Genomic DNA, 12,005 nt, shown 5'->3' on the forward strand with positions numbered 1-12,005 from the left:
CAGTTCCGTGAAATTGTCCTCATGTTCGCCATCATCAACATAGAAAAGCTCTGTGAGCCTCTCTAACTACCATTCAGAAGCTATTCAACAAAGCACATTCTTCTGGATCTCAAACTTCCTGGGAGAAAAAGCGAGGACGTTCTCGATACCCTCAATAACCGGTCTGAATTAGCGTCGATTCCGGTGATTGGAATGGCTGGGTCCGGTTCGGAAGTTGATATTGCGAAGTCGTCTGGTATCAACGTGGACTCTTATATCCAGAAGCCGCTCGATCCAGATGAATTCCTTGATACCATCCAAAACATGGGTGGATACGGAATCACAATCATTCGAAAATCCTCTAGAGACACAGTCTAACGAATGGCTAATGAGCAAGTTGCGTCCTTTCTTAGTATTCGTACGGCCGTTAAAACACATCACAGCTCGAGGGTTTCGATAGGCCTGATTCGTGTTCTGTGTCAAGAGATGAGCGACGCTACTCGTCACTACGACCGTCATTGGGAGAGACTGAGTCAGCAGCCTCAATGAGCGACTCTCCTAGCGCACGCATCCCGTCAGCGTCAGTGCGCACGGTCAGCTGCCGGTTCTCACCATCGCGAGCTGCATTAAGGACTACCGCGACATCTGTTGATGAACTTCCGGCAGGTGCGATTATCCGTGCCTGCGACAGCGTCGGTCGAGAATCCTCACTAACGAGTTCGGTCCGGTCAATCACTGACATGAGCTTCGGAAGCGTCTCGTCGTAGGTCACGCTGCCTCACCACCGGTGGTGGAAGCATTGAGTTCGTCGGGTTCGTCGTTAGTGTTTGCCGCCTCAATGAGCTGTCGCGCGGTCTCGTCGTCGCGACATGACCGTGCACGCACCTCAACGTTGTCGACCCATCGACCGATCGCTCCGCGGGAGAGTCCGGTCTCGTCGGCGACCGTTCGATACGGGACGCCATCGGCGCGCATCTCGAGTGCGTCGATCACGTCGTCGAATTGCTCACCCGGAACTAAGTATTCGCGCTCGCTGTCGAACTCAACGCCGACCGGTGGACGGGTATTCCACATTTCCCGCTGCTCTCGGTCGCGCACAGCCGCGATCGCCTTCTGAATCTCCTCGCGTTTGATCGCAGTCTCGACTGTTCGGCGGACGCCGTGGGCCATGCTGTCGACGTCCTCGACATCGGCGACGAAAGCGAATTCGGCGCCCCCCTCGGCGGCGGCGCGACGCCACTCGGCGAAATAGTCGTCACGAGCGAGGCGGCTGTCGTCCCACGAGACAACGTACTCGTACTCGCCGTTGCGGACGCGTTCAACCGCCTTGAGGACCTCGTCATTGGCGTCGATGCGCGGGTCACTCTCGTCGCGCGAGAGGATACTGAACCCGGTGTGAACGCCGAGGTCGACAGTATCGATGCTGTCGGCGAGTTCGTCGGCAAGCTCAGGCACCTGGTCGCGCTGAAGGCGAAGGCTCGCACCGTCCTCGTCGCCCTGTGACCGCCGGATAAACGCGAGTGCGTGTGTGCTATCGTCAGTCATCGAGGATCGTGATCTCGAGTTTGTTCCCGCTTTTGACTTCCCACTCAATTCGTTCTCCTTCGAGTCCCATCGCCTCGGCGATTCCTTTTGGGACGGTCGTGCGATACTGTTCAACAGTTCTCTCTTCGCCGTCGGAGTTTGTGATCTTGCTGGAGGTCTTTGTGACGGTCGTTTTGGGCATCAGTAGTTAGTGCTAAGAGTAGCACTACACTTAGTGCTAATCAACTGTGTCCCGGAACCCCCGGGTAGTGGGACACACTGCACAACCACGCACCACCAGTTCCTGTGTTTCCAGCCTCTTCGACTATCGCCATCATCGCGGCTCACCTGGCCGTTGAAAATCAGACAGTCAGTGGTTTAGTAAGACGGTCCATCCTTGTGCGTCGAGAAGTGTATCGAGATCCTCGACATCGACGTGAACGTTTTCAACCCATTCGCCACTGGAAACCTTCTCAAGAGCTGCCCTTGCAGCGTGTTCGTGCGCAACACGCACGGCGCGCCGTTCACGAGTGTACATCCGCGAATCAGCGACGCGTGCCATCTCCTGGATTGGGATTGCCCACAGCTTTCTGGAATTGCGCCGTGCCTTTGCCAGCAAACGCGCGTGCTCGCTTTTTTCCACCACCGTCTCCAACCGCTCCTCATCGGCAGCTAGGCGCTTCACCGCATCCTCTATTATGTCTACATCATGGAGCGGTGAATCGGGATCTCTCGCAGCTTCTGAGATCCCCTTCCGGAGTACGGGGCTGAGGAAACCCCGGCGCTGTAAGTCCGGGTGGCTGTCCATAAGGTCCGCCGGCTGTTCGGGCGTATGCTGGTTCAGAACGTTCTTCCCACCTTCAAAACTAGGACGATCTCTGCTGGCCTTTTTCGCTTGCTCGACAGCATCCACCTCGGGCGCATCTCTCGACTTCTTCACAGCCTCCTCAGTCGGAACTTCGTCAGCGTCCGTTGTAGGCTTCGATGTCTGTTCCTCGCTTGTGGTGGCAGTCTCTTCTTCCTCTTCAACCGATGTGGCAGTCTCTTCCTCTTCGTTTTCTCTGTCGACATCGACGTCGACGTTGCTCTCGAACAGAGTCATTGTTCTTCCTTCCAAGCGCGGTACTCTTCGGCAATGATAGGGAGATCCTCGGCACGGATGAACAGTCCAATGCCAGGCTCTCCTTCGTGCTCCCGGCCGAACGCGACTCGCCCTTGACTCTTGGCGCCGTCACGGCGAGCAGTAACGCCTGCGTTGTGGTCAGCAAGTCTAGCCAGCAGAGCAGTGGCGGCAGCGCGCAACTGAGCTACCTCGTCGGTCGTGAGGGTACCCTCATGCATCGGCTTCTCAAGCTGGATGATCTCCTCTGCGACCTCACCGAGGGAGCTAGAACCAATCTCGACTCGAAATTCGTCGGGCTCTTTGTTGGTGATGTTGAGTTCGTCACCCATGTGAGGTGGTCAGGCAACGTTCCACTTATACTCAAGGAGGGTGTGGTGTACTACATATTTACGTGGTGCATGTGGTGCACCCGTTTAGCAGATATTATTGCCTGTTCTTCTTTGGCCCCACCCATCACCTCCCGGGTTTATATATAGAAGTGTCACAGAACAGTGTGGTGTACATGGTGCGCAACCAGAAATAGCTCACAGATTTTAATTGCTTTAGGAACCCTATTAGGACATCTTAGCCCATGTAGCTAAGGCTGTGGTGAGAACTACATAAGAAGGTGAGTCCACAAGTAGATGGGGGTATTCGCCATTAAGGCAGGAAATCACGTCAGTCGCCGTTTGTCGGGCTATATGACAGTTTTGTCATTGGAGGCCATTCTGAAGCCAAAATTTCGATCACATCGACGGTGGTGTGCCCCGTCGCTGTTCCAAGCCAGTTTAGAGGAAGCCGATACCTGTCTCTAGGTTCGTCGTCAATGGGAGATGTCCTTTTGCTGCCGCGGTCGCCGCGCGATCTGGGTAGGCCGTCGTGATCGGCAATTGCGTCGTCGTATTCGCGACACGAATCACTAGAGCTTTCGCCAGGTCTCTACTCGTCCGGAACACGCGCATTGTACACTACCGGAGACTTGCAGACAGTTTGAAGTCTAAACAGCCGCAACTCGGACAGGTAGATTGATATGGGACTACCTCTCCATCGACTGTTCGCCCAATCCGTTGTTCACTACACTCCGAGCACACGATTGAATAGGGCACCATAGTTAGCCTCTCAGCTCTTCTTAGATTGTTTGAGATCAGCTTATGCTGTGTTGTGGTCTCATTTGACAGAGCTAGCCATCAGCACTGGAAGATTCTTCTGAGTGGCCAGTCACCGGAGATTTCTGATCATTGGTGGATCCCATTTCAACCTCTGCTGGCGGCGTCACATCTACTCTTCCAGTCCCAAAGACTGTTACTTTACACCCCTCCATCATGAATTCAACATGGCCATCGCGATGTCCTAGCTTTCGGGTTTGGAACAGGCTATCGAGAGCATCCGGGTTGATCGTCTCGAAGAGCGGATCTAGCTCCAGTGGGTCCACGCCCAGTATATCGGCAACTTCCTGAACGACACGACTACTGATACTCGTATTGCGGTCCCAAGCGGTGCGGCAATCATCACAACTCATCCTTGCCTCTCCCTCAAGAACCCTCTCCCGTTAGGAGTACGGCGTACATACCTTCAGAAGAACCAGCCCAGGGGACGTACGTATCAATGGTCACGATGCCGTTTAGGGCAATAGCCGGCTGTTGTAGTCCAGAGCGTGGCGAACGAGTTTCGAGGAGAATAAACGCCTTGGAGGTGTTCACGCCGATATTGACCTATCGATGACTGTGATAGCCGAGTTCTCCCTGCCGGTTGACGACTTCGTATTAGGCAATGCGCTGCAATTGGACGAGATCAAGCGCATCGAGTTCGACTGCAAGATCCCAGCGCGGACCGATTCAATGCCGTATTTTTGGGTTTGGGGTAGCCAGTTCGACCAGTTTGAAACGGTTGTGGACCAGGAGCAAGCTATCGACTCAGTGGTCGCCATCGACGAACTAGACGGAACGCGGCTGTATCGCGCAACTTGGCGAGCCCGCGTTTCGTATCTTCTTGAGGCCACTAAACGAAGTAATGGGGTTATTCGGGGTGTCGCCGGCGATACCCGATGGGAGTTTGAATTGCTATTCGAACAACGTGAAGACCTGGTCACGTTCACAGACTACTATGCTGATACTGGGATGGAACTTGAACTGGAACGATTATACTCATTGAGTGGTACACTAGCCGATCACGACGATCTGACCCCAGCTCAGCGGGAGACATTGATCACAGCTGAACAAAAGGGCTTCTACGACGAACCACGATCGATAACAATGGAGGAACTCGCCGACGAATTGGGTGTCTCACTGGCAGCGGTTAGCGGTCGTCTGCGACGTGGTACTTCTAAACTCATTCGAAAAACATTGCTCTGACACAGAATATCTCGAACAGGCTTTAGAATCGATATAGGCTTACCGCTCAATCTCGAATAGAGGGTGTGAGTTACGTAGCGGAATTTACCATCCCGCCGGAAGCCTTCCCATTCGGGAAAACCTTGGTTAAGACGCCAGATGTCGAGATACGAGTGGATCAGATTATTCCCACAAACGAGTCGGCACTCCCGTTTTTCTGGGTGCATGGCTGTAAACCGGACGAGTTTATGAAGTATTCCGAAAAGGAGCCCGAAATCGAAGAAACTAGGCTCCTCGAGCAGGTCGAACACGTGGCCTTGTTCCGAGCAGAGTGGCGGCCGAACGCTGATGTCATCAAGGGGTTGAAAGAGCTGGACATAACGATTGTCGAGGCTGTTGGCACCGCTGAACATTGGCGGTTCGAAGTCCGAACAGAGGATCGAGACACGTTCACTGCCTTTCGGGAGACGTTTGAGGCACAGGGGATTCCAATTACTCTTGAGCGGTTATACAGTCTCGATGAACTGCTCGACGGCGACTACCGTAACCTGAGCCCAAAACAGCGGGAAACCCTATTGACAGCTCAGCAGCAAGGTTACTTCGAGAAGCCACGGCGGATCAATCAGGACGAACTTTCCGAGCAATTCGGAATTTCACGCAGAGCAGTTTCGGAACGGTTGCGGCGCGGCATCAACAACCTCATCTCGGAAACGCTACGCCCCAGCGGCGGGGAAGAGTGATCTTCTCTGCGCCGTGATTCGGGAGGTTTACATGATGCAATCGGATAGAGAGCCTGTTGTCTTCCCTCTGATCTTGATTGCAAACAGCGGTTGCTATCTCGACAACTGTCGCAACATCTTCAGTGGGGTCCCGAAAGTAGCGGAGAATTTTACGATAGTCTACTCAGCAAGTACGGATAATATATGATCACTCTCGTCCAAGTTTGTTGAATGGTCTGATTCCGTGGGCGTGATCTCCGGTAAAGCGCATATGTGGACCGGGGATGCGAACTATGTTGAAAACCGGAAACCACGGGGATGGACAGGAGTATAACATCACCTGAACCGCTCATGCGTATAGCGCGAACGCATACTCTATCTCGCTTGCTCTCTAACGACAGAGAAGTGGCTGACGAATAAGGGTTCTTGCTCAGGAAGTGGAGCCAGCAGAGTCATACCTAGTGAAACATAGAGGTACAAGAGCATATAAACACGTTCCTTATGGATGGCCGCTTCTCAGGCGTCCCAGTCAACTAAGACAAGGTGATGTCACCCGCCCTTCAGCCACTGCCCTCTCCCAAACACGCCGCCAGTACGAGCTTACGCCACTGCCCCAGCACTAAACCCGATCGGCAAAGTGAACCTGACAGCAGTAGCGGCATCAGTTGGTCCATTAGTGCCAACTACTCCACCATTCAAGTATATAATAGGTATTTAAAAGACCATATTTTTCACCCGCCAGCTATGACACCCAGACAACAAGCAATGGGACTGGAGCCACAGCGCTCATTACGCGGTACGATCTGGAGAGTTGTCCCAGATTCCTCCGTTCCCTCGAAGAACACACTAGCGGATACCCCGGCAGCCGCACTCCCTACCGAGGAGGTGACCACATAGACATGAACCAGAATATGTCCACGATTCAGAATACATCTGGCCGATTCGAGCACCTGCCCGAGCACAACCACCAGATGGTGCTCTACGAATCTCGAGACGAACAGCTCAACTCTGTCATTCCGTTCCTACGCTCTGGACTTGAATCCGGTGAGCGATGTCTCTTCGCAATTGACGACACCCCCAAAGACGAACTCATAACTGCCCTTCAAGATCAAGGAGTGGACATCAACGCTGCGTTAGAATCAGGTCAACTCATAATCCAAGACGCCACTGAGGTCTATCTACAAGACGGAACCTTCGAGCCAGAGAAGATGATAGGCTGCTTGGAGTCGAAGATTGCTGACGCAGTCGACGCTGGCTATACCGGGCTCAGGACCACTGCCGAGATGACCTGGGCAGTCAACCGTGATGTAGATCCGGACCAGCTCAAGACCTATGAGCGGAAGGTTGAGGAATTCTTTCCCAAAGATTCATTCTTCGGGCAATGTCAGTACCAACGATCGGCATTCTCCGACGAGTTTCTATGCAGTATGCTCCAACACCACCCTCGAATCGCACATGGTGGTGATGCCTGCTCGAACTGTTACTACAGACCACCAGAAGAGCACGAGACTGGAGTCAATGCCGACGCAATTGACCGGAAGCTCCAGACGGTCATCGAACAACAGAACTTAGCGGACTCGCTAGACCACCGTGAACAATGCCTCTCCCTCATAGGACAACTGACGGAGCAAATCCAAGAGGCCAACACCGACGATGTCGAACAGATCGCCGGCAATCTCATCACACAGATTGTGGACCCGTCACTCATCGCCTTCTACCAGTACGACAGTGACAAAGGCCAGCTCGAGACGCAGATTCTCGCGGACACACTGTCGGTATCTGCCTCGACCGTACTTGAGGATCTAAATAGCCGGGCATGGGATGCTTTTGTCGAAAATAAGCTGCAGGAGTGTACGCTCAAGACGGATCCAAAGACGATTGGACTGGTCCTCCCGGTCGGCCAGCACGGCGTTTTCCTCGTAGCGACACCACAGACCAACGTGCTAACAGAGACCGACCTCCACTTCTTGCAGGCGGTCACCAGCCATACTGAAGCTGCATTGGATGAGATGATCTATGAACAGCAGCTCGAAGACAAAAATGAGAAACTCAGCGAACAACGTGACCACCTCGAACGCATCAATCAGGTCAATACGATAATCCGCGACATTAATCAGTCACTCGTCGAAGCGTCCACCGAGGACGAAGTTACCCAAACGGTCTGTGAGCTATTAGTGGACAAGGTTTCTGTCGATTTTGCCTGGTACGGGGACTACGATCCCGCGACAGAGAGTCTTAATCCAAAATGCGATGCTGGTAACGGACAGGACTATCTGGAAGCGATTGCACTCGACGATGACTGGGACCAAACAGAACCCTCTGGCAATGCCGTTCGGTCACGGGAAACCACAGTGGTGCAAAATATCTACGATGGGCCGCCGCTAGCCCACTGGCAGGAACAGGCGTTGAAGCGAGGATTCCAGTCGATGGTCTGCCTACCGGTTGTTTACGATGACTCGATGTACGGCGTGATCTCTCTCTACAGCGATACACCGGATACATTCGATACAGAGATCGTTGAGGTGCTTGATGAGCTGAGCGATTGTGTCGCTTATGCGCTCAACAATATTGATCGGAAACAAGCACTCGTCAGTGATGAAGTGACCGAGCTGGAAGTCCGAGCCACCGATACCGAACTCCCGATAGTCGGATTTGTCGACGAGTACAATTGCCGGGTGACGATCGACGACGTCGTCGCAGCTGAGGATGCCGGCTTTCGGGTCTTCTCGACATTCCACGACGTTGCCCCTGGGACAGTTCGAGAATTTGCAGTCGAATCACCGAAGGTGGATGCAATCGAACTCTTGTCCGAAGGTGAGCAGGTCCACACCGCTGAGTGCGAGATCACTGACCAATGCGTGATTGCGACCCTGCTAAATCATAATGCCGTCCCACAATCAGTCTGGGCGGAGAACGGAGAAGCATATCTCACCATCCAACTCCCGCAGGAACAGCGGGTTCGGAGTTTCATTGAGATGTTCCAGACAACGTACCCGAGCGCAGAGATTGTTGCACGTCGTAACCGAATGCAGTCCCTACGGCATCCCACAGATATTGAATCACAGTTAGAAGATGAGTTGACCGAGCGGCAGCTGGAGATTCTGAAATTCGCGTACCGAAGCGGTTACTTCAAGCGACCCCGTGGCCGGAGTGCTGAAGAATTAGCTGACGAACTCGACGTATCGCATCCGACAGTCAGTCGCCATTTGCGAGAAGCCGAACGCCGGGTGTTCTCCCTGCTCCTTGACGACTAACGGCAAGAAGAGTAGATATGTACCCCTCAAATGCGCTCAGAAGGTACGTATGTACGGATAAGATACTTTCAATTATTTGAGAACGAGGAATGTATGGATAGCTACCCGAAAACTGAGATTTCTACTGACCCAGTTACGACGCATATCTCATCCTACGAGTCCGTCACTACGGCCATCGTTTCAGCGATTGCTGACGCACGAGAGTGCGATCTCGCCGACCTTGATCCACTGTATCAAGACATCGACTTAGAGGCATTCGACAGCCTGTATACCAATTCTAGCGAATTACCACAGACCGATCTACAGATCACGTTCACTGTCGCGGACTGCAAAGTGATTCTGTACGGCGACGGGCGAGTCGTTGCGGTTCCCGGGGTGGACTGCTCCCCAGATACTCTGAACGAGAAATCGTGGACATGGGGAACAGAGGAAGAGGAGTGATCCCCGATGTCAGAGATTACAGTTCTCCATGTTGATGATGACTCCCGTTTGGGTGACTTGGTGGCTGAGTTTCTTGAGCGTGAGAATACCCGGTTCACCGTCGTAACAGAGACTAGTGCATCTGACGGGTTAGAGCGTATTGAGGCCGAAATGCCTGACTGCGTCATCAGCGATTACGATATGCCTGACCAGAACGGTCTCGATTTTCTCAACGCGGTTCGCGACGCCTATCCCGATCTTCCATTCATTCTGTTCACTGGAAAGGGGAGCGAAGAGGTGGCCAGCGAGGCGCTCTCTGCCGGAGCGACGGATTATCTACAGAAAGCATCCGGGACGAACCAGTATACAATACTCGCAAATCGGGTTAAAAACGCAGTTGAGCAATATCGATCCCAGAAGCAACTTAAACGGGAGCGATCACGCATGAAGTTTGCTCTCCAGTCGACTAAAGCCGCGATTTGGACCCGCGACATACGAACAGATGAGATGGATATTTACCCCGAAATCTGCCCAGTATTTAACGAGGCAATTAAATCACTCGACGACTGGCTCGCCCAAATCCATCCAGAGGACAGGTCTAACGCAGAACAAACAATTCGTGGAGCGGCACGGTCAGGTGAATCATACTCACTTCAATTCCGATTCGATAGCAATACTGGGACACGATGGGGAGAGATGAACGGTCAAACCATCAAAAGAGATGGCAACGTCTCTTTGCAAACCGGAATTACTCGGGATATTACCGAGCAGAAAGAGCAGAAACGCCGATTCGAGACTCTCACCAGTAATCTGCCCGGAATGGTCTACCGGTGCAAAAACGCGCCGAGTTGGCCGATGAAGGACGTTCGCGGTAATGTTGCTGGGTTTTCCGGATATACTGCTACGGAATTGGAATCGAATGCGACTCAGTGGGGAGAAGAAGTTGTCCATCCTGACGACCAAGATATGGTATGGGATACTGTCCAAGAGTCACTGGAAACCAGTGAGTCGTTTGAAATCACATACCGTATTCGGACAAAAAACGGAGAAACGAGATGGGTCTGGGAGCGTGGCCGCGGTGTGTACGGTCCAGACGGCGACGTACAAGCACTTGAAGGGTTCGTCACAGATATTACAAACCGGAAACAGCAGAGGGATGAATTGCAGTAGAGCGAACGACGGTTCAAGACAATATTCCACGACCCAAATATTCTCGTCGCCCTACTCTATCTCGCGGGCGCAGTTCATCATATCAACGATACTGCTTTGGAATGCGTCGAGACGAACCGGGATGAGGTTCTAGATGTAAATTCTGGATCACTCCTTAGTGGGCAACGGAGACAACTGCTGACCTCAAAGAGTGGTTCAATCATGCGCCCGAAGGTGAATACGTCGAGTATGAGGTAGATAATATAACATCAAATAGAGACGTATTTGCGTCCAGACAAACCGAGAATCATCAGCACTATCCATTGACAACTTGCTTAGGGATGTCTGACAAGGATTTATCCTATAGGTTCTCCTATATCTGGGCATATAGGAATACATAAATGAGTGCAAGAGTGGCCAGTTTCCTCGATAAAGGAGGAACAGGAAAGACCACCAGTATCGCACATCTCGGCGTCGCACTTTCTGGGCAAGGACACGACGTCCTGCTCATCGATCTCGCCGGCAAACAAGGTGACCTCGCAAAGACATTCGGCGTCTGGCAGAACGTGCAGACCGCTATCGAGGACGATGACGCTTGGCCGAACATCTCTACCGTCTTCGATGATGCATGGGAGACGATCGTCTCCAAGCTCGGTGACGAAGCAGTCGAAGAACTCATCGTACAGACTAACGAAGGCGTCGACCTGATTCCGGCACATCCCGGACTAGACACGCTCGACGCGGAACTTGCGAATATCGACGATGCTTCCGAACGGTACTCCCGCTTTCAGCGCTTTCTCGACGACTATGTCGACCCCCTCGGTTATGATGCCGTGCTAATCGACCTGCCTGGCATGACGACGAACGTGACCTACAACGGCCTCTGGGCAGCACAAAACGTTCTCGCTCCTGTCGAGATGGGACCGTTCGAAGCCGAACAGGTTGGAGCGCTTCGGAACGATCTTTCGAAGGTGGAGGCCAACTTCGACGTCAGTGTCGACCTTGCGATGGTTCTCCCCAACAAGGTTGACTCGCGAACGAAGCTCGCTAGTGAGTATCTTGATGCCTATCGCGAGGAGTACCCTAGAGCAATCGCGCCAAAGTGTGTCCCCTCTTCGCAAGACATCCGGAACGCAACCGAGCAGGGACAGTCAATCTTTGCGCTGGACAATCCGAGTGGAACAGCCCGCAAAGCACGTGACGCATATCGTACCAACGCTGAAGCGCTCATAGAACGCATCAGTGGTAACTAACCATGGATGACGAAATTGAAGAGCTGAAACAGCAGACCAGCCAAGGAGACCGATTGGACGAAGCGAGTGCAGAACAGAAACGGAATGACCTCAAAACCGCGATTCTTGAAGAACTGGAGAAAATCGACGAAGGAGATCAGCAGAAGGTCGTCAGTGTCTGGGACGGGCCAATGGCAGCATCATCCGTCTTTAGCTAAGCCAAGAATCGCATGACTGCGGCGGCTTATCGGTGGTACTTTTCGGAAGGAATGAGGAGGCGACAGCTGTGTACACCG

At 52.9% G+C, this 12,005-nt stretch carries 14 protein-coding genes; 8 read left to right on the forward strand and 6 right to left on the reverse strand.

The window, feature by feature from the left end:
• Positions 1–475 precede the first annotated feature (475 nt).
• On the reverse strand, positions 476–751 hold the full coding sequence (locus BM113_RS22090; RefSeq protein ID WP_143095883.1) for a hypothetical protein: 276 nt from the start codon (positions 749–751) through the stop codon (positions 476–478).
• Positions 748–1,149 (reverse strand): hypothetical protein, encoded by a 402-nt coding sequence (locus BM113_RS22095; protein WP_143095884.1) that lies wholly within the window; start codon positions 1,147–1,149, stop codon positions 748–750. The genes BM113_RS22090 and BM113_RS22095 overlap by 4 nt, the downstream gene beginning before the upstream one ends.
• On the opposite strand from BM113_RS22095, the gene BM113_RS22100 reads away from it, so the two are divergent.
• Positions 1,141–1,482 carry a hypothetical protein gene (locus BM113_RS22100; protein ID WP_143095885.1) on the forward strand — a complete coding sequence of 114 codons (342 nt, stop codon included), beginning with the start codon at positions 1,141–1,143 and terminating at the stop codon, positions 1,480–1,482. The genes BM113_RS22095 and BM113_RS22100 overlap by 9 nt on opposite strands.
• A gap of 34 nt (positions 1,483–1,516) precedes the next feature.
• Here BM113_RS22100 and BM113_RS21540 read toward each other — a convergent pair whose 3' ends face one another.
• The 4 genes from BM113_RS21540 to BM113_RS21555 all read right to left on the reverse strand — a co-directional run bounded on the left by BM113_RS21540 (position 1,517) and on the right by BM113_RS21555 (position 4,124).
• Entirely contained in the window at positions 1,517–1,705 is a 189-nt protein-coding gene (locus BM113_RS21540; RefSeq protein ID WP_089790158.1) for a hypothetical protein, read from the reverse strand.
• Between the two features lie 168 nt (positions 1,706–1,873).
• Entirely contained in the window at positions 1,874–2,605 is a 732-nt protein-coding gene (locus BM113_RS21545; protein ID WP_089790160.1) for a hypothetical protein, read from the reverse strand.
• On the reverse strand, positions 2,602–2,955 hold the full coding sequence (locus BM113_RS21550) for a hypothetical protein (protein WP_089790162.1): 354 nt from the start codon (positions 2,953–2,955) through the stop codon (positions 2,602–2,604). The genes BM113_RS21545 and BM113_RS21550 overlap by 4 nt, the downstream gene beginning before the upstream one ends.
• Before the next feature lie 830 nt (positions 2,956–3,785).
• Complete coding sequence (locus tag BM113_RS21555; protein ID WP_177209260.1) at positions 3,786–4,124, reverse strand: HalOD1 output domain-containing protein; 339 nt, start codon at positions 4,122–4,124, stop codon at positions 3,786–3,788.
• Positions 4,125–4,329: 205 nt separating this feature from the next.
• Here BM113_RS21555 and BM113_RS21560 point away from each other — a divergent pair, with 205 nt between their 5' ends.
• From BM113_RS21560 to BM113_RS21590, 7 genes are all read left to right on the forward strand, one after another.
• On the forward strand, positions 4,330–4,956 hold the full coding sequence (locus tag BM113_RS21560; protein ID WP_177209261.1) for a helix-turn-helix domain-containing protein: 627 nt from the start codon (positions 4,330–4,332) through the stop codon (positions 4,954–4,956).
• A gap of 65 nt (positions 4,957–5,021) precedes the next feature.
• Complete coding sequence (locus tag BM113_RS21565; RefSeq protein ID WP_089790165.1) at positions 5,022–5,675, forward strand: helix-turn-helix domain-containing protein; 654 nt, start codon at positions 5,022–5,024, stop codon at positions 5,673–5,675.
• An 878-nt stretch (positions 5,676–6,553) separates the two neighbouring features.
• The gene (locus BM113_RS21570; protein ID WP_089790167.1) at positions 6,554–8,908 is read left to right on the forward strand and encodes an MEDS domain-containing protein; all 2,355 of its coding nucleotides are present in this window, start codon (positions 6,554–6,556) and stop codon (positions 8,906–8,908) included.
• A 93-nt stretch (positions 8,909–9,001) separates the two neighbouring features.
• Entirely contained in the window at positions 9,002–9,349 is a 348-nt protein-coding gene (locus tag BM113_RS21575) for a HalOD1 output domain-containing protein (RefSeq protein ID WP_089790168.1), read from the forward strand.
• A 6-nt stretch (positions 9,350–9,355) separates the two neighbouring features.
• Positions 9,356–10,498: a PAS domain-containing protein gene (locus BM113_RS21580; RefSeq protein WP_089790170.1), complete on the forward strand. Its 1,143-nt coding sequence runs from the start codon at positions 9,356–9,358 to the stop codon at positions 10,496–10,498.
• Positions 10,499–10,878: 380 nt separating this feature from the next.
• Positions 10,879–11,730 (forward strand): ParA family protein, encoded by an 852-nt coding sequence (locus tag BM113_RS21585; protein ID WP_089790171.1) that lies wholly within the window; start codon positions 10,879–10,881, stop codon positions 11,728–11,730.
• 2 nt (positions 11,731–11,732) lie between these two features.
• A complete protein-coding gene (locus BM113_RS21590; RefSeq protein WP_089790173.1) occupies positions 11,733–11,927 on the forward strand; it encodes a DUF8115 family protein in 195 nt (64 codons plus the stop codon).
• The last annotated feature ends 78 nt before the right edge of the window (positions 11,928–12,005 follow it).

It is taken from the genome of Natronobacterium haloterrestre (genome assembly GCF_900112205.1).
Lineage (GTDB): Archaea > Halobacteriota > Halobacteria > Halobacteriales > Natrialbaceae > Natronobacterium > Natronobacterium haloterrestre.

What these genes read in the sequence shown, in the direction of transcription:
- BM113_RS22095 (WP_143095884.1), bottom strand. Translation starts at nt 1,149, where the DNA reads ATGGCCCACGGCGTCCGCCGAACAGTCGAGACTGCGATCAAACGCGAG.
- BM113_RS21580 (WP_089790170.1), top strand. Translation starts at nt 9,356, where the DNA reads ATGTCAGAGATTACAGTTCTCCATGTTGATGATGACTCCCGTTTGGGT.
- BM113_RS21585 (WP_089790171.1), top strand. Translation starts at nt 10,879, where the DNA reads ATGAGTGCAAGAGTGGCCAGTTTCCTCGATAAAGGAGGAACAGGAAAG.
- BM113_RS21575 (WP_089790168.1), top strand. Translation starts at nt 9,002, where the DNA reads ATGGATAGCTACCCGAAAACTGAGATTTCTACTGACCCAGTTACGACG.
- BM113_RS21545 (WP_089790160.1), bottom strand. Translation starts at nt 2,605, where the DNA reads ATGACTCTGTTCGAGAGCAACGTCGACGTCGATGTCGACAGAGAAAAC.
- BM113_RS21590 (WP_089790173.1), top strand. Translation starts at nt 11,733, where the DNA reads ATGGATGACGAAATTGAAGAGCTGAAACAGCAGACCAGCCAAGGAGAC.
- BM113_RS21570 (WP_089790167.1), top strand. Translation starts at nt 6,554, where the DNA reads ATGAACCAGAATATGTCCACGATTCAGAATACATCTGGCCGATTCGAG.
- BM113_RS21540 (WP_089790158.1), bottom strand. Translation starts at nt 1,705, where the DNA reads ATGCCCAAAACGACCGTCACAAAGACCTCCAGCAAGATCACAAACTCC.
- BM113_RS21555 (WP_177209260.1), bottom strand. Translation starts at nt 4,124, where the DNA reads ATGAGTTGTGATGATTGCCGCACCGCTTGGGACCGCAATACGAGTATC.
- BM113_RS21550 (WP_089790162.1), bottom strand. Translation starts at nt 2,955, where the DNA reads ATGGGTGACGAACTCAACATCACCAACAAAGAGCCCGACGAATTTCGA.